At 74.0% G+C, this 16,127-nt stretch carries 10 protein-coding genes and 2 pseudogenes; 3 read left to right on the top strand and 9 right to left on the bottom strand.

The features are described from left to right. Positions 1-174 precede the first annotated feature (174 nt). A pseudogene (locus EAO70_RS29110) lies at positions 175-1,020 on the bottom strand (bifunctional methylenetetrahydrofolate dehydrogenase/methenyltetrahydrofolate cyclohydrolase); the annotation flags it as partial. A 250-nt stretch (positions 1,021-1,270) separates the two neighbouring features. On the opposite strand from EAO70_RS29110, the gene EAO70_RS29105 reads away from it, so the two are divergent. Then, positions 1,271-1,873: a hypothetical protein gene (locus tag EAO70_RS29105; RefSeq protein ID WP_148005833.1), complete on the top strand. Its 603-nt coding sequence runs from the start codon at positions 1,271-1,273 to the stop codon at positions 1,871-1,873. 60 nt (positions 1,874-1,933) lie between these two features. Here EAO70_RS29105 and EAO70_RS29100 read toward each other — a convergent pair whose 3' ends face one another. From EAO70_RS29100 to purN, 3 genes are all read right to left on the bottom strand, one after another. Further along, positions 1,934-3,388: a DUF2079 domain-containing protein gene (locus EAO70_RS29100; protein ID WP_148006573.1), complete on the bottom strand. Its 1,455-nt coding sequence runs from the start codon at positions 3,386-3,388 to the stop codon at positions 1,934-1,936. 252 nt (positions 3,389-3,640) lie between these two features. Further along, on the bottom strand, positions 3,641-5,206 hold the full coding sequence (gene purH, locus EAO70_RS29095) for a bifunctional phosphoribosylaminoimidazolecarboxamide formyltransferase/IMP cyclohydrolase (RefSeq protein ID WP_148005832.1): 1,566 nt from the start codon (positions 5,204-5,206) through the stop codon (positions 3,641-3,643). Then, positions 5,181-5,810, bottom strand: coding sequence for a phosphoribosylglycinamide formyltransferase (gene purN, locus EAO70_RS29090; RefSeq protein WP_148005831.1), 630 nt, complete (start codon positions 5,808-5,810; stop codon positions 5,181-5,183). Before purN ends, purH begins: the two co-directional genes overlap by 26 nt. Before the next feature lie 367 nt (positions 5,811-6,177). Between purN and EAO70_RS29085 the strand changes: the two genes are divergently transcribed. Beyond that, a complete protein-coding gene (locus EAO70_RS29085; protein ID WP_148005830.1) occupies positions 6,178-6,972 on the top strand; it encodes a hypothetical protein in 795 nt (264 codons plus the stop codon). 34 nt (positions 6,973-7,006) lie between these two features. Here EAO70_RS29085 and EAO70_RS29080 read toward each other — a convergent pair whose 3' ends face one another. Beyond that, the gene (locus EAO70_RS29080; protein WP_261993109.1) at positions 7,007-8,626 is read right to left on the bottom strand and encodes a DUF6350 family protein; all 1,620 of its coding nucleotides are present in this window, start codon (positions 8,624-8,626) and stop codon (positions 7,007-7,009) included. 120 nt (positions 8,627-8,746) lie between these two features. Here EAO70_RS29080 and EAO70_RS29075 point away from each other — a divergent pair. After that, positions 8,747-9,920 (top strand): annotated as a pseudogene (locus tag EAO70_RS29075) (sigma factor-like helix-turn-helix DNA-binding protein). Between the two features lie 127 nt (positions 9,921-10,047). Here the strand turns inward: EAO70_RS29075 and sucD are convergent. From sucD to EAO70_RS29055, 4 genes are all read right to left on the bottom strand, one after another. After that, a complete protein-coding gene (gene sucD, locus EAO70_RS29070; protein WP_148005828.1) occupies positions 10,048-10,932 on the bottom strand; it encodes a succinate--CoA ligase subunit alpha in 885 nt (294 codons plus the stop codon). A 19-nt stretch (positions 10,933-10,951) separates the two neighbouring features. Continuing rightward, on the bottom strand, positions 10,952-12,145 hold the full coding sequence (gene sucC, locus EAO70_RS29065; RefSeq protein WP_148005827.1) for an ADP-forming succinate--CoA ligase subunit beta: 1,194 nt from the start codon (positions 12,143-12,145) through the stop codon (positions 10,952-10,954). Between the two features lie 417 nt (positions 12,146-12,562). Then, entirely contained in the window at positions 12,563-13,756 is a 1,194-nt protein-coding gene (locus EAO70_RS29060; protein ID WP_148005826.1) for a VWA domain-containing protein, read from the bottom strand. After that, the coding region (locus tag EAO70_RS29055) for a DUF5682 family protein (protein WP_410091486.1) at positions 13,753-16,127 on the bottom strand (2,375 nt) is incomplete at its 5' end. The genes EAO70_RS29055 and EAO70_RS29060, both read right to left, overlap by 4 nt.

The following is a 16,127-nucleotide window of genomic DNA, read 5'->3' as shown; positions in this document are numbered from 1 at the left end:
ACGGGGTACATCGTGCAGCTGCCGCTCCCCAAGGGCATCGACGAGAACCGCGTCCTGGAGCTCATGGACCCGGCCAAGGACGCCGACGGTCTGCACCCGACCAACCTCGGCCGTCTCGTCCTCAACGAGCCCGCCCCGCTGCCCTGCACACCGAACGGCGTCATCGCCCTGCTCCGCGCGCTCGGCGGCCTCGACGACGTTGACGAGGAGCAGGGCGCGGGTCATCGGGCCGACACCGCCGGGGTTCGGGGAGATCCAGGCGGCCACCTCCGCYACGCCCGGGTCCACGTCGCCGAGGATCTTGCCCTCGGCGTTCCGGGAGACGCCGACGTCGAGGACGGCCGCGCCCGGCTTCACGTCCTCGGCCTTGATCAGGTGCGGCACGCCGGCCGCGGCGACGATGATGTCGGCGTTGCGGAGGTGCGCCGAGAGGTCCCGGGTGCCGGTGTGGCACTGGGTCACGGTCGCGTTCTCGGAGCGGCGGGTGAGCAGCAGCGGCATCGTGCGGCCGATGGTGACGCCGCGGCCGACCACGACGACCTCCGCGCCCTTGATCTCCACGCCGTGCGCGCGGAGCAGGGCGATGACGCCGTTCGGTGTGCAGGGCAGCGGGGCGGGCTCGTTGAGGACGAGACGGCCGAGGTTGGTCGGGTGCAGACCGTCGGCGTCCTTGGCCGGGTCCATGAGCTCCAGGACGCGGTTCTCGTCGATGCCCTTGGGGAGCGGCAGCTGCACGATGTACCCCGTGCAGGCCGGGTCCTCGTTGAGCTCCCGGACGACCGCCTCGATCTCCTCCTGGGTGGCGGTGGCGGGCAGCGTGCGCTGGATCGAGGCCAGGCCGACCTGCGCGCAGTCGCGGTGCTTGCCGGCCACGTACTTCTGGCTCGCCGGGTCGTCGCCGACCAGGAGGGTGCCGAGTCCGGGTGTGACGCCCTGCTCCTTGAGGGCCGCCACACGGACGGTCAGATCGGACTTGATCGCGGCTGCGGTGGCCTTGCCATCGAGAATCTGGGCGCTCATGGGGACATCCTCCCGGATGACCCCCGCGTTGTTCCAATTCGCTCGCACGGGGCAGACGGTCACTTCCGGCGACGGGTTGCACTTGCACAACTCCGCCGGGTATCGACTGGACAAAAAGTCGACGTTGCGACCACGATGATCGGCGCAGTACCGCGGAAAGTGCCGGGGGGAATCCGCTCACAAGCCGTGAAAAGTCCTCCGCGCGGGCCGCGTCGTCCCCGCACGAGAAATTTCACGGAGGAAACCCGCGATGAGCTTCGGTGACCCGAACAACCCGTACGGCCAGCCGCAGGGCCAGGGCCAGGGCCAGCAGCCCGGTTACGGCTACCCGCAGCAGGCCCCCCAGGGCGTGCCGCCGCAGCAGGGCTACGGCTACCCGGCGGCCCCGCCGGTCTCCCCGTACGGCGGGGGCGGCTACCCGGGCGTGGCCATGGAGATGCCCGGCGGGGTGAAGGCCGCGCGCGTGATGATGTGGATCCTCGGCGCCTTCAACGTCATCGGCGGCCTCGCCTTGATCGGCATGTCCTTCGCGATCGACGGCGAGCTGGAGAAGTCGGGCGCCTCGTCCGCCGACGCCGCGGCCTTCGGCGACCTCGGCCAGGGCATCCTGATCGGCCTCGGCATCTTCTCGCTGATCATCGGCGCCCTCGGCATGGTGCTCGCCGCCAAGTTCAAGTCCGGCGCCAACGGCATCCGGATCGGCACCATCGTCTACGCCTCGTTCACGGTGCTGTTCAGCATCTTCTCGCTGCCGCTCGGCATCGTGAGCCTCGTCCTGGGCATCCTGATCATCGTCTTCCTGGCGAAGTCGGACGGCTCGGCCTGGTTCAACCGCAACAAGCAGCAGTACTGATCCACCCGACGACGGGGGCCCGGTTCCGGACGGAACCGGGCCCCCGTCGTGTCCGCCGGGTCAGGCCCGCTTGAGGACCGCGAAGCCGTCGGAGCGATGGGTGATCTCGTACCGCGCCTCCGGGTGCAGTTGCGAAGCCAGCAGTTCCGGGTCGGAGACCTGCTGCGACCAGCCCCGCAGGTCGAAGGCGAGGTAGTCCGGGGTGGCGCCCTTCGCGGTGCCGACCCAGTAGACCCGGTGGTCCGCCGTGAGGTGGGCGAGGAGCGAGACGTCGGCCTCCACGCTCGCGCCCTCGGGCACCGCGTCGACCGCCGCCCGCGCCTGCTCGGCGCGGGCGTCCGAGCGGTACGTCTCCGGCTTCGTCAGCTCCCACAGCGGCAGGTTCGCGGCGAGCACCAGCGCGACCGCCGTCGCCACGGGGACGACGACCTTCCCGTACGCGGAGAGCCACGCGCGCGGGGAGGTGCGCACGGCACGGACGCCGTCCACCAGGGCCAGGAAGACCACCGGCATGAGGATCGCGCTGTAGTGCCAGTGCATGCCCCAGTGGTTGGGGTCCTGGGAGAGGAAGCGCCAGCCGAGCGTGGGCAGCACGAGCAGGACCAGCGGGGAGCGCAGCGCGAGGAAGCCGGTGATGGCCAGCAGGTAGAACACCATCTGCCAGCGCTCGCCCGAGCCGAGGGCGTCGCCGACGACCTGGACGAAGGAGGTGTCGGTGCCCTGGCCGGTCTTCTCGATCTTCGACCAGTAGTCGTACTCGCCGACCCGGCTCGCCGCCGGGATCAGCACGAGGACGGTCAGCGCGAACGCCGCCGCGCCGAATCCGGCCAGGGCCGCGCCGAGCCGCTTCTGGCCCTTCAGGAAGAGGACCACGCCGACCATCGAGACGGTGAGGCCCATGTCCTCCTTGACGAGGACGAGCGGCGCGGCCCAGGCGGCCGCCGCGGTCCAGCGTCCGAGGAGCAGGGCGCGGCAGGTCAGGGCGAGCATCGGGACCGCGAAGGCGATCTCGTGGAAGTCGGACTTGACGGCCTCCTGGAGCCCCCAGGAGAGCCCGTACGCGAGGGCGAGGCCGATGCCGGCGGCGCGGCTGCCGAGGATCTGCTGGGTGGTGCGGCCGACGATCACGGCGCCGAGCGCGAAGAGCGCGGCCTGCGCGAACAGCAGGGCGACAGGTGAGGACCAGACCCAGTACAGCGGCGCGAGAAGGGCCGTGACGGGGCTGAAGTGGTCTCCGAGTATGTGGAAGCCGGGGCCCTTGATGTCGACGACGGGGGCCCGGAACTCGGCGTACGCCCGGACGGACTGCCCGAAGATCCCGAGGTCCCAGGACGGGGTGCGGAAGGTCGCGTACTGCGCCCAGGAGTAGAGGAAGTACAGGCCGCACAGGACGGCCGCGAGGACCAGGTACGGGCGGAGCGGCGCCGGTGCGAGGCCGTCCGGCGGGGTGGTGCCGGCGGCGTCGGGAGCGCCGGTGTCGGCCTCCTCGGCCGGCCTGTTCTGTACGTCCAACACCACGCCCCCACTACCAGTGGTCGACAAAAGAGCAACCCATTAGACCAGAGTCCACCCGATCGGCGGACTCGTCGCCGTGCGCTCCGCCGGTCCTCCCCCGCGACGCCGGGAAACACCGGAAAACGCTGGAGAACGCCGGAGAACGCCGGAGAACGCTGGAAAACACCGCCGGGCGGCCCCCCGGCCCCCCATGGAGGGGACCGGCGGGCCGCCCGGGACCGGGGTCGTGGCCGGGAGCCCGGCCTGCGCGGCTCAGTGGAAGAAGTGGCGGGTCCCCGTGAGGTACATCGTCACGCCGGCCTTCTGCGCGGCCTCGACGACGAGCTCGTCCCGCATCGAGCCGCCCGGCTGCACGACCGCCTTCACGCCGGCCGCGGTGAGGATCTCCAGGCCGTCGGGGAAGGGGAAGAAGGCGTCCGACGCGGCGTAGGAGCCGCGCGCCCGCTCCTCGCCTGCCCGCTCGACCGCGAGCTTCGCGGAGTCGACGCGGTTGACCTGGCCCATGCCGACGCCGACCGAGGCGCCATCCTTGGAGAGCAGGATCGCGTTGGACTTGACCGCGCGGCAGGCCCGCCAGGCGAAGGCGAGCTCGGCGAGCTCCTCGGCGGACAGGGCCTCGCCCGTCGCCAGGGTCCAGTTCGCCGGGTCGTCGCCGTCGGCCTGGAGGCGGTCGGTGACCTGGAGCAGCGCGCCGCCGTCGATCGGCTTGACCTCGACCGGGTTGCTCGGGGCGCCCTCGGCGCGGAGCACGCGGATGTTCTTCTTCTTGGCGAGGACCTCGACGGCCCCGTCCTCGTACGCCGGGGCGACGATGACCTCGGTGAAGATCTCCGCGACCTGCTCGGCCATCGCGACCGAGACCGGGCGGTTGACGGCGATGACGCCGCCGAACGCGGACAGCGGGTCGCAGGCGTGGGCCTTGCGGTGGGCCTCGGCGACGTCCGCGCCGACGGCGATGCCGCACGGGTTGGCGTGCTTGATGATCGCGACGCAGGGCTCGTCGTGGTCGTACGCGGCCCGGCGCGCGGCGTCGGTGTCCGTGTAGTTGTTGTACGACATCTCCTTGCCGTGCAGCTGCTCGGCCTCGGCGAGGCCGCCCGTGCCGTCGACGTACAGCGCGGCGCCCTGGTGGGGGTTCTCGCCGTAGCGCAGGACGTTGTTCCGCTCGTAGGTGGCGCCCAGGAAGTCGGGGAAGCCCGAGTCGTCGGCGGCCGCGTAGTCGTCGGCGAACCAGGCGGCGACGGCCACGTCGTAGGCCGCGGTGTGCTGGAAGGCCTCGCCCGCCAGGCGCTTGCGGGCGGTCAGGTCGAAGCCGCCGGACCGGACGGCCGCGAGGACGTCGCCGTACCGCTCGGGGCTGGTGACGATCGCCACGGACGGGTGGTTCTTGGCCGCCGCGCGGACCATCGACGGACCGCCGATGTCGATCTGCTCGACGCACTCGTCGGGGGTGGCGCCGGAGGCGACGGTCGCCTTGAACGGGTAGAGGTTCACGACGACCAGGTCGAAGGGCTCCACACCCAGCTCGGCGAGCTGCGCGCGGTGCGACTCCAGGCGCAGGTCGGCGAGGATGCCGGCGTGCACGCGCGGGTGGAGGGTCTTGACCCGGCCGTCCAGGCACTCGGGGAAGCCGGTCAGCTCCTCGACCTTGGTGACCGGAACCCCGGCGGCGGCGATCTTCCCGGCCGTGGAGCCGGTGGAGACGAGCTCGACACCGGCCTCGTGCAGACCGCGGGCCAGCTCCTCAAGACCCGTCTTGTCGTAGACGCTGACCAGCGCGCGGCGGATGGGCTTAACGGTGTCCGTGTTCACCGACATGAACCTTTCGTCCCTCAATGCGATAGCCGTGCCGGGCGAGGCGCCCCACGACGTCGACGAGCAGTGAGCGCTCGACTTCCTTGATGCGCTCGTGCAGAGCGGCTTCATCGTCCTCGTCCCGCACCTCGACCACGCCCTGGGCGATGATCGGGCCGGTGTCGACACCGTCGTCGACGAAGTGGACGGTGCACCCGGTGACCTTCGCGCCGTAGGCGAGGGCGTCACGCACCCCGTGGGCACCGGGAAAACTGGGCAGCAGAGCCGGGTGGGTGTTGACGACCCGGCCGCCGAAACGGGCGAGGAACTCCTTGCCGACGATCTTCATGAAGCCGGCCGAGACGACGAGATCCGGCTCGTACGCGGCGGTGGCCCCGGCGAGCGCGCGGTCCCACTCCTCGCGGGTGGCGTGGTCCTTCACCCGGCACACGAAGGTCGGCAGGCCGGCGCGCTCGGCGCGCTCCAGACCGGCGATGCCGTCGCGGTCGGCGCCGACGGCGACGATCTCCGCGCCGTACCCCTCGGGGTCCGCGGCGATGCCGTCGAGGAGGGCCTGAAGGTTGGTACCGGAACCGGAGACCAGGACGACGAGGCGGGCGGCAGCCACTGGGTCACTCTTTCCGTGGTGTTTGTACGGTCGTACGAACGAATCGTGCCGCTCGATACGGGGAACCCTACGAACGGCTCGACCGTCAGCAACGATACCGGCACACCGGACGGCCCCCACGGGACGGGGGCGGAGCTGGACGGTAGCGTCAAGGTCCGACGCCGGACGCGGACCCCGACCAGCACCGGTCGGAACGCGCGCGGCGCGGCGGACGAGCAGCACCGAGCGGTACGCGGACGCGGCGCGGCAGGGGCACCGCGGCAGCACGCGGGCGCACCGGCGCGGCGGTACGCAGCAGGAGACGAGACAGCAGCGGAGACCACGGGTGCGGCCGTGGTCCTGACGACAGAGGGAAGACGTTCAGCAGATGCCGGAACGCCAGTCCACGGACGACAACAACCCGTTCGCGCCGCCGCCCGAGGGCAGGCCGGACCAGCCGTGGCAGCCGCGGCGACCGGACGGCCCCGACGGCCCGGACGAGGAATCGTCCGGCTCCGGGTCGTCGGGGCCGTCCGACGGCCGCTGGAGCCCGCGCCAGCCGGGCCGCTCGGACGACGGCTTCGGCCGCGGGCCCGAGCGGCAGGGCGGCGGCCCGGGCGGCCCGGAGGGCGGGCCCGGCAAGGGCGGCGGCCAGGGCGGCGGGCGCGGGCTCCGCTGGGACCCGAAGGACCCGGCGCAGCGCCGCGCGCGGTACGCGATCCTCGCCGGCATGTGGGCCTTCTTCTTCGCGGTCTTCGAGATCCCGGAACTGGCGCTGCTGCTCGGCGCCCTCGGCCTCTACTGGGCGATCAGCTCGCTGCGCGCCAAGCCGGCCCCGGCCGGCGGGATGTCGCCGACATCACAGTCTGCGGGCGGGCCGGCGTCCCACTCCTCGGGACAGACGCAGGGCCAGGCACCGGGGCAGGCACCGGGACAGCCCGCAGGCCGGCCGTCGGGTCAGGGCGCCACGGCGGCGCCGCTCCGCTCGATGCGGACGGCCGCGATCAGCGGTCTCGTCGCGGCGAGCGTGGCCCTGATGATCGTCGCGGTGGGCTTCACCATGCAGGTCGTCTACCGGGACTTCTACGAGTGCCGTGACGACGCCCTCACCCACGCGGGCCAGCTGGCCTGCAACGACCTCCTGCCGAAGCCGCTGCGCGCGGGCTTCGGGGTCCGGGAGTAGCTCCCCCGGACCGCGCCTCCGGACGGCCCGCCGGTCAGGCCGGGCCGCCCTGGTCGGCGGGCGGCGCCGGACGCGGCGGCGGCGGCACGGTGGGCTCCCAGGCCGCCGGGAGGTAGTCGTACGGCTCGAACGCGGCGTCGCCGTACGGGTCGTAGGCGGAGTGGGCTGTGTACGCGGAGTGGGCTGTGTAGTCGGCGTAGTCGGCGTGGGACGGTTCGTCCGCGCGGCCGGGCCCGGCGCCGGCCGCCTTCGCCCCGGAGCCACCCGCAGCCGGGACACTCGCGGCCGAGCCGCCCGAAGCCCCCGAGGCCTTCCCCCCGGAAGGTGCCGGGGGCTTCTCCGTATCCGCTCCCCCGGCCGCCGGCCCCTCCGGCGCGGAGGGGGCGGACGCCGCGACCCCGGGCGTCTCCGACGCCGCCACCGCCCGGCCCACCGAGGCCTCCGCGGGGACCGGGAGCGGCTTCGGCCGGGGCACGCGCCGGCCCCAGGCCCGTAGCGCCAGCGCCACCGGTACCCCGACGCACGCGCCCCACAGGACCGCCGCCGCGCCCGTCTGCCACCACACCGGGCCGAAGACCGACAGCCGGGCCGTGCCGAGCGCTCCGCCGGCGGCGGCCGAGAGCACCGCGACCGCCGCCCCGCAGCCCCAGGCCGCGCCCAGCGCCGTCAGGGCCGTGTCCCGGGCCGTCCAGGCGCGCGACGCCCGGCCCACCCGGCCGCCCTGSWSCAGGGCGGCCACCAGCGGGACCGCCGCAGCCGCCCCCTGCGCCCAGCCGCCCCGCCCGTCGTCGGGCAGTGCCGCGAGCAGCGGGAAGGGCGGCGCGGCCGGGTCCCCGACGAGGCCCAGCGGGGTCGCGAAGGCGCCCGTGCCGAGGGCGAACCCCGGCCCGAGCCCGTACGCGGTGCCCCAGACCGCCATGTTCGGCAGCAGCGCGAGGACCAGTAGCACTACCGCGATCCGCCCGGACCACTCCCCGGTGAGGGCCGTGTAGGCGGTCTGCGCCTCGCCCGCGTGCCAGGCGAGCGAGACCGCGGCGACGACCGCGCCGCCACCCAGCAGGGTGACGAGACCGAGTCCGGCCGCCCGCAGGGCGGCGGCCGCCTGCGGCTGTGCGGGCAGCGGCCGCCCGAGCGCCGTCCAGGCGCCCGCTCCGGCCGCGCCCAGCACGACGGCGGGCAGCCACAGCCCGGCGGCGAGCAGGTCGGCGGGCAGCGGGCCGCTCGTGCCGTAGAGCACGACCGCGGCGGCGACCAGAAGGTATCCGCCGGACACGGCTCCGACGGCGCCCGCGGCGGCGAACGGCCGCCGGGGGTGCGCGGCCGCTTCGAGGGTGTCGCGGGCGGCCCGGTGGACGAGCCAGACGGGCAGGACGGCCAACAGCATCGGCGCGACACCGAGGGGCGCGGGCAGCCCGGACAGGGTGTCCGTACGGACGAGGTCCACGCCGTGCGCGAGCAGCCAGAGGCCGGCGGCCAGGTGCAGGGCGCCGCCGGGGCCGCTGTCGGGGTACGGCGAGCCGATCCAGGCGGCGACGACCAGCACCGCGAGGGCGCCGAGGCCGAGTCCGGCGGCCACCCCGCCCCGGACGCAGGCCGTGGCGACCGCGGCGGAACGGCCGCCCTGGACCAGGAAGTGCTCGGTCACATGGATCACGGGGGCCATGCTCCCAACGACACGCGCTTTTGCCGCGTAACAGGCAAACATCGGCTGTGTCGCTCAATATACGTTTATGTACTTTTCCGCCCACAGCAGCTCTGCGGGAGGTCGACACCGATGAGCCGGAGCACCGCGGATTCCGCATCCTCCGCCACCCTGCCGACCCCCAAGGAGCGGCGCAGGTTGCGTGAGGCCCTCGCCCTGAGCGAGGAGCAGGTCGCCGAGGCCATGGGCGTCACGAAGGCCACGGTCAGGTCATGGGAGACCGGGCGTTCGGCACCCCGGGGCCGCAAGCGCGAGGCGTACGCCAAGCTGCTCGGCACGTCCGGGCCGGGCGACGCACCGACCCACCCGCCCCTCGCCGTCCCCCGCCATCACAGCGGCCCGCGCCCGCAAGGGCCCCCCGCGGCCCCAGGAGCGGCTGAAACCGGTCGCGGCCGGGACCCCGTGGATCGCGGAGGAGCGGCCCGCCGGGCCGCCCGCCGTGCCGGGGGCCACCCCCGAGGAGGCGTTCGACGAGCTGTACGCGCGGGCGGCACCCGGTCTCGTGCACCAGACGTATCTGCTGACCGGCCGGCGGCGGCTCTCCCGCGAGGCCGTCGAGCAGGCCTTCCACCGCGCCTGGGAGCAGTGGCCCGAGGTCGCCGTCGACGCGGACCCGCTGGGCTGGGTGCGGGCCGTGGCGTACGAGTACGCCCTCTCCCCCTGGCACCGGCTGCGCCGCACCCACAAGCACCCCGACGCACCGCCCACCGAGGCGGGCCGGCGGGCCCTGCTCACCGCCCTCCTCGAACTCCCCGCGCCCTACCGGCGCACCGTCCTGCTCTACGACGGGCTCGGGCTCGACCTGCCGGAGACCGCGGCCGAGACCGAGGCGAGCACCCCGGCCGCGGCCAACCGGCTGCTGCACGCGCGTACGGTCCTCGCGAAGAAGGTCCCCGAGCTCGCCGAGCCGGAGGTCCTGCACCAGCGGCTCGGCTCGCTGGTCACGGAGGCGCCGACGACCACCCTGCCGGCCGCCCGCGTGGTCCGGTCGGGCAGTGAGCGCCGGGCGCGGACCTGGACCCGTGCGGTGCTGGGGGTGACGGCGGTCCTCATCGGGGTCACCGGCTTCGCGGCGGCGACCGCGCCGACCCACTACATCCCGGTGAACGCCCCCGGCGAGACCGTCAACGGCGTCCCGGTGCGGGGCGGTCCGGAGAAGCTCCGCCCGGAGGACCTGGTGCTCCGCGACAAGTTGCGCTCCCAGCCGAACCCGGGCCCGGAGCGGCTGGTCCCGGCCGCCGAGTGACCCCCCGCGCCGGCCGGCGCACGCGAGAGGGCCCCGCCCCCGCCCGGAGTCCGGGCGGGGGCGGGGCCCTCTCGTACGGCTGCCGCGGAGTCCCGCGGCCACCGGCTGTTCAGCCTGTCGAGCCTGTTCAGCCCGCGAGGATGGCGCGCGCCAGCTTGGCCGTCTCGGTCGGCGTCTTGCCGACCTTGACGCCGGCGGCCTCCAGGGCCTCCTTCTTCGCCTGGGCGGTGCCGGAGGAGCCGGAGACGATGGCGCCGGCGTGGCCCATGGTCTTGCCCTCGGGCGCGGTGAAGCCCGCGACGTAGCCGACGACCGGCTTGGTGACGTTGGCCTTGATGAAGTCGGCCGCACGCTCCTCGGCGTCGCCGCCGATCTCGCCGATCATGACGATCAGGTCGGTCTCGGGGTCCGCCTCGAACGCCGCGAGGGCGTCGATGTGCGTGGTGCCGATGACCGGGTCGCCACCGATACCGACGGCGGACGAGAAGCCGATGTCACGGAGCTCGTACATCATCTGGTACGTCAGCGTGCCGGACTTCGAGACCAGACCGATGCGGCCCGGCTTCGTGATGTCGCCCGGGATGATGCCGGCGTTGGACTGGCCCGGGGTGATGAGACCGGGGCAGTTCGGGCCGATGATGCGGGTCTTGTTGCCCTTGGCCTGCGCGTACGCCCAGAAGGCGGCGGAGTCGTGGACCGCGATGCCCTCGGTGATGACGACGGCCAGCGGGATCTCGGCGTCGATCGCCTCGACCACGGCGGCCTTCGCGAAGGCCGGCGGGACGAAGAGGACCGAGACGTCGGCGCCGGTCTCCTTCATCGCCTCGGCGACGGAGCCGAAGACCGGGACCTCGGTGCCGTCGAAGTCGACGGTGGTGCCGGCCTTGCGCGGGTTCACGCCGCCGACGATGTTGGTGCCGTCACCCAGCATGAGCTTGGTGTGCTTCATGCCCGTGGCACCGGTCATGCCCTGGACGATGACCTTGCTGTCCTTGGTCAGGAAGATAGCCATGGTGTTCTGACCTCGTCCCTTACTTCGCAGCCGCGAGCTCGGCGGCCTTGTCGGCCGCGCCGTCCATGGTGTCCACGCGCTGCACGAGCGGGTGGTTCGCGTCCGACAGGATCTTGCGACCCAGCTCCGCGTTGTTGCCGTCGAGGCGCACGACCAGCGGCTTGGTGACCTCTTCGCCCTTGGAGGCGAGGAGCTCCAGGGCCTGGACGATGCCGTTGGCGACCTCGTCACAGGCGGTGATGCCACCGAAGACGTTGACGAACACGGACTTGACGTCCGGGTCGCCCAGGATGATCTCCAGGCCGTTCGCCATGACCTCGGCGGAGGCGCCGCCGCCGATGTCGAGGAAGTTGGCCGGCTTCACGCCGCCGCCGTTCACCGATGTGTACGCCTCACCGGCGTACGCGACGACGTCCAGGGTCGACATGACCAGACCGGCACCGTTTCCGATGATGCCGACCTCGCCCTCGAGCTTGACGTAGTTGAGGTTCTTCGCCTTGGCGGCAGCCTCGAGCGGGTTGGCTGCGGCCTTGTCCTCGAGAGCCTCGTGGCCCGGCTGGCGGAAGTCGGCGTTCTCGTCGAGAGACACCTTTCCGTCCAGGGCCAGGATGCGGCCGTCCTTGGTCTTGACCAGCGGGTTCACCTCGACGAGGAGGGCGTCCTCGGCGACGAAGGTGTCCCACAGGGTGACCAGGGCCTCGGCGACGCCCTCGGCCACGTCGGCCGGGAACTTCGCCAGGGCCACGATCTCGCGGGCCTTCTCGATGTCGACGCCGTCGACGGCGTTGACCGGGACCTTCGCGAGGGCCTCGGGGGTCTTCTCCGCGACCTCCTCGATGTCCATGCCGCCCTGCACCGAGGCCATGGCCAGGAAGGTGCGGTTGGTGCGGTCGAGGAGGTACGAGACGTAGTACTCGGCCTCGATCTCCGGGGACAGCTCGGCGATCATCACCTTGTGGACCGTGTGGCCCTTGATGTCCATCCCGAGGATGTCCGTCGCGCGGGCGACGGCCTCGTCGGGGTTCGCCGCCAGCTTCACGCCGCCGGCCTTGCCACGGCCACCGACCTTCACCTGCGCCTTGACGACCGACTTGCCGCCAAGACGCTCGGTGGCCTCGCGCGCCGCCTCAGGCGTGTCGATGACTTCACCGGCCAGCACCGGTACACCGTGCTTGGCGAAGAGGTCCCTCGCCTGGTACTCGAACAGGTCCACGCGCGTCCGTCCCTTTTCTGATGATCGCGGTTCGTTGTCTGCGTGGGCGTGCCGCGGAGGGCAACGTGACTGCACTGTCACAAGGGAGGCGTACACGGTGTCCGTGGACGCGGCATGTCCGTCTCGCAGGTTATCGCCGAGGGCCGTGGGTCCCTAAATCGCAGCTCACAACGGAGCGGTGATACGGGTCACAGGGTGTAGGGGCCACGGGGTCTCCGTCCGGGGGTGCGGAGGGGCGCGGCGCGGCCTCCCCGGCAGGCGGGGCATGGCCTCCCGACCCCTCACGACGCGCCGGACCTGCGGGTGAGGACCGCCCGGAGAGCCGTGTGATATGGGACTCAATGGGTCCCGGAACACCCGAGCGGGTGGTCCGGGACGACGGATTCCGTACGGGCGAGGCTCCCGGTGCCGGGGCGGTCAGGCCGCGGGTATCGGCAGCGGGCGCTTCTCCAGGGCGGCGGCCATGATCTCCGGGAACAGATCGGGCGTGCAGGCGAAGGCGGGGGCGCCGAGCGCGGCGAGCGCCGCCGCGTGGTCGCGGTCGTAGGCCGGGGCGCCCTCGTCGGAGAGCGCGAGCAGGGCGATGAACTGGACGCCCGAGGCTTTCATCGCCGCGACCCGCTTCAGCATCTCGTCGCGGATGCCTCCCTCGTACAGGTCGCTGATGAGGACGACGACCGTGTCGGCGGGCCGGGTGATCTTCGACTGGCAGTGGGCGAGGGCGCGGTTGATGTCGGTGCCGCCGCCGAGCTGGGTGCCGAACAGGACGTCGACGGGGTCGTCGAGCCGGTCGGTCAGGTCGACGACGGCGGTGTCGAAGACGACGAGCCGGGTGGCGATCGACCGCATGGAGGCGAGGACGGCGCCGAAGACGGAGGCGTGGACGACGGAGGCGGCCATGGAGCCGGACTGGTCGACGCAGAGCACGACCTCCTTCCGGATCGCCCGCGAGGCCCGCCCGTGGCCGATCAGCCGCTCGGGGACGACCGTGCGGTGGTCGGGCAGGTAGTTCCCCAGGTTGGCGCGGATCGTCCGGTCCCAGTCGATGTCCCGGTGGCGCGGGCGGCTGATCCGGGCCGAGCGGTCGAGGGCGCCGGTGAGGGTCGCGCGGGTGCGGGCGGCGAGGCGCTTCTCCAGGTCGTCGACGACCTTGCGGACGACGGCCCGGGCGGTCTCCCTGGTCGTCTCGGGCATGGCCTTGTGGAGGGAGAGCAGGGTGCCGACGAGATGGACGTCCGCCTCGACGGCCTCCAGCATCTCCGGCTCCAGGAGCAGGGTGGCGAGCCCCAGCCGGTCGATCGCGTCGCGCTGCATGACCTGGACGACGGACCGGGGGAAGTACGTACGGATGTCGCCGAGCCAGCGGGCGACGGAAGGGGCCGAGGCCCCGAGTCCGGCCGCGCGCTCCCGCCCGGTGCGCTCGCCCTGGCCCTTGGCGCCGTAGAGCGCGGTCAGGGCGCCGTCCATGGCCGCGTCGGTGCCGGTCAGCGCCCGGCCGGTGCCGTCGGCCGCTCCGCCGCCGAGGACGAGCCGCCAGCGGCGCACCCGCTCGTCGTCCGCCGCCGCCGTGTTCGCGGCGGTGGCCGGGCCGGGAGTGGTTCCGGTGCTCATACGAGGACCTCCGTGCCGAGGACGAGATGGAGGAGGGGCAGCACGGCGTCCGCCCGGTCCGGGTCCGGGTCGGCCGCGAAACCGGGGACGCCCGGGAGGACGTGGCCGGGGCCGCCGGCCCCCGGACCGCGGGCGACCAGCTCGCCGAGGGTGCGGCGCACCCCGGGCTCGTACGCGGCGAAGGTGCGCCGCAGCAGCGGCAGGACGTCGGTGAAGGCGTCCGCCGGGACGCCCGTCAGCCAGGCGTCGACCAGTCCGAGGAGCCGCTCGTCGTGGACCAGGAGCAGCCCGCCGCCGGAGGCTCCGCCGGCGAAGCCGTCGATCCAGGCGGCGGCGTCGGCCGGCGGGGTGCCGGGCGAGAGGGCGCGGCTCATGAGGACGGCGGCCCCGTCGACGGCGATCCGGCCCTCGTCGAGCAGCAGCCGGGCGGCCCGGCCCCGGAGGACGCCCGGGATCCGGTCGCGGTCGGCGAGGCGGTGCAGGACGCCGGCCCAGCGGTCGGCGAGCCCGTCCGCCCCGGGCAGCAGGGCGAGGGCCCGGTGCACCTCGTCGATCCGCTCGCGCATGGCGGCGGCCGCGTCGGGGTCGAGTCCCGCGCAGGCGGGCGGCAGGCCGACGCAGATCCGTTCGGCGAGGCCGGCGGCGACCTCGGCGAGGGCCGTGGTCCGGGTGCCGCGGACGTCGCCGTAGCGCAGGGCGCGGGCGAGCGCGGGGAGGGCCTGGGCGAGATGGGAGACGTCCGTGTCGAGCGCGGCCCGGTCGGCGAGGGCCCGCATGACGACGGGGAGCGCGTCGCCGAGTCCGGCGAGGAGGCACTGCTCGGCGAGGGCGGTGATGTCGGCGAGGGCCTTCGCCCCCGTGGCGCGGGACCGCGCCCGGGCGGTGGCGGCGGCCTCGACGGTGGTGCCCCAGACACCGGCCTCGGCGACCCGGACGTGCAGCTCGGGCTCCCAGCGCAGCCGCCAACCCTCCCGGAAGGTGCCGGTGCCGGAGCGGCCGGTGGACGGCTCGCCCCAGCCGACGCCGAGGAGCCGCAGCCGGTGCAGCAGTCGGCTGCGCTCGCCGTCCGTGTCCTTGCGCAGGTCGAGGTCGAGGTCGCGTTCGGCGGCCTCCGGCTTGAGGCGCAGGGTGCGCTGGCGGCGGGCGAGGTCGCGCTGGAGGGGGACGGCGGGGGCGCCGGCCGGGACCTCGCCGAGGACGTCACCGACGACGAGCCGGTCGCGGACGAGGTCGAGCGGCACGTCGGAGCCCTCGCACAGCACGGCGCGGACGGCGTCGGTCGTCTCGTCGAGGCCGGGGCGCGGGCGACCGCGCAGGGCGGCGAGGCCTTCGGCGAGCCGGACGGCCTCGATCACATGGGCGGGCGAGACCGGGTGGTCCTCGGCCCTGAGGAGTCCGGCGACCCGGGTCATCCAGCGCTCGACGGGCCGGTCGGGGGCGGCGAAGAGATGGGCGTACCAGCCGGGGGAGGCGATGCCGGCGCCGTATCCCGAGCGGCGGGCGAGCCTGCGGTGGGTCCAGGGGACCCAGGTCGTCTCGGTCCTCACCTTGGGCAGGCCCTTGAGCAGGGCCCGGTCGGCGGTGACGGTCGTCTTCCGGGTGAGGGCGGGGACGTGCCAGGCGCCGCACACGACGGCGACGGCGTCGTCCCCGAACTCCTTGCGGGCCGCGCGCAGCCGGATCCGCATGTGGGCCTCGCGAACGAGGTCGCGGGGGTGTCCGCCGTGCCCGTACGCCTCGCGGAGGGCGCCCATCGCCTCGGCGAGCGCCTCGAAGGGGGCGGCGGGGTCCTGGCCGCCGCGCAGTTCGACGGCGTCCTCCCACCAGCGCTCGGCGTCCTCGTACCCGGCGGCCGCGGCGAGTTCGGCGACGGGGTCGACCGGTGGGCCGCTCCCGGAGACCCCGTCCTCCCCGTCGGGCACGTCGTCCCCGTCGTCCCAGGTGGGGTCGGCGGCGGCCAGGGTGTGCGCGGCCGGCAGGTCGATGAACCGCACGGCGGCGCCCCGGTCGAGGGCCCAGCGGAGGGCGACCCACTCGGGCGAGAACGCGGCCATCGGCCAGAAGGCGGCCCGGCCGGGGTCGTCCACGGCGTGGGCGAGCAGGGCGACGGGCGGCCGCATGGCGGGGTCGGCGGCGAGGGACACGAGCGCGTCGGCCTCGGTGGGGCCCTCGATGAGGACGACGGCGGGCTCCGCCGCGTCGAGCGCGGCCCGCACCCCCCGCGCGGACCCGGGCCCGTGATGCCGCACCCCGAGCAACAGCGGCCCGCCGCCGGGGACGGCGGCCCCGGCACGCACCCGGGACGCCGCTACGGAGGCGGGGGCGGGAGCGGAGGTGGACGCGGAGGCGGTCGAGTGAACGGGCGTTGGGG

The organism is Streptomyces sp. adm13(2018), from assembly GCF_008042145.1.
GTDB lineage: Bacteria > Actinomycetota > Actinomycetes > Streptomycetales > Streptomycetaceae > Streptomyces.
The sequence above is the reverse complement of the archived record's forward strand: the minus strand, read 5'-3'. Positions and strand labels throughout refer to the sequence as shown.

Coding starts and splice junctions, on each gene's coding strand:
- EAO70_RS29060 (WP_148005826.1), bottom strand. CDS start 13,756: ATGAGCACCGGAACCACTCCCGGCCCGGCCACCGCCGCGAACACGGCG.
- sucD (WP_148005828.1), bottom strand. CDS start 10,932: ATGGCTATCTTCCTGACCAAGGACAGCAAGGTCATCGTCCAGGGCATG.
- EAO70_RS29085 (WP_148005830.1), top strand. CDS start 6,178: ATGCCGGAACGCCAGTCCACGGACGACAACAACCCGTTCGCGCCGCCG.
- purH (WP_148005832.1), bottom strand. CDS start 5,206: ATGTCGGTGAACACGGACACCGTTAAGCCCATCCGCCGCGCGCTGGTC.
- EAO70_RS29105 (WP_148005833.1), top strand. CDS start 1,271: ATGAGCTTCGGTGACCCGAACAACCCGTACGGCCAGCCGCAGGGCCAG.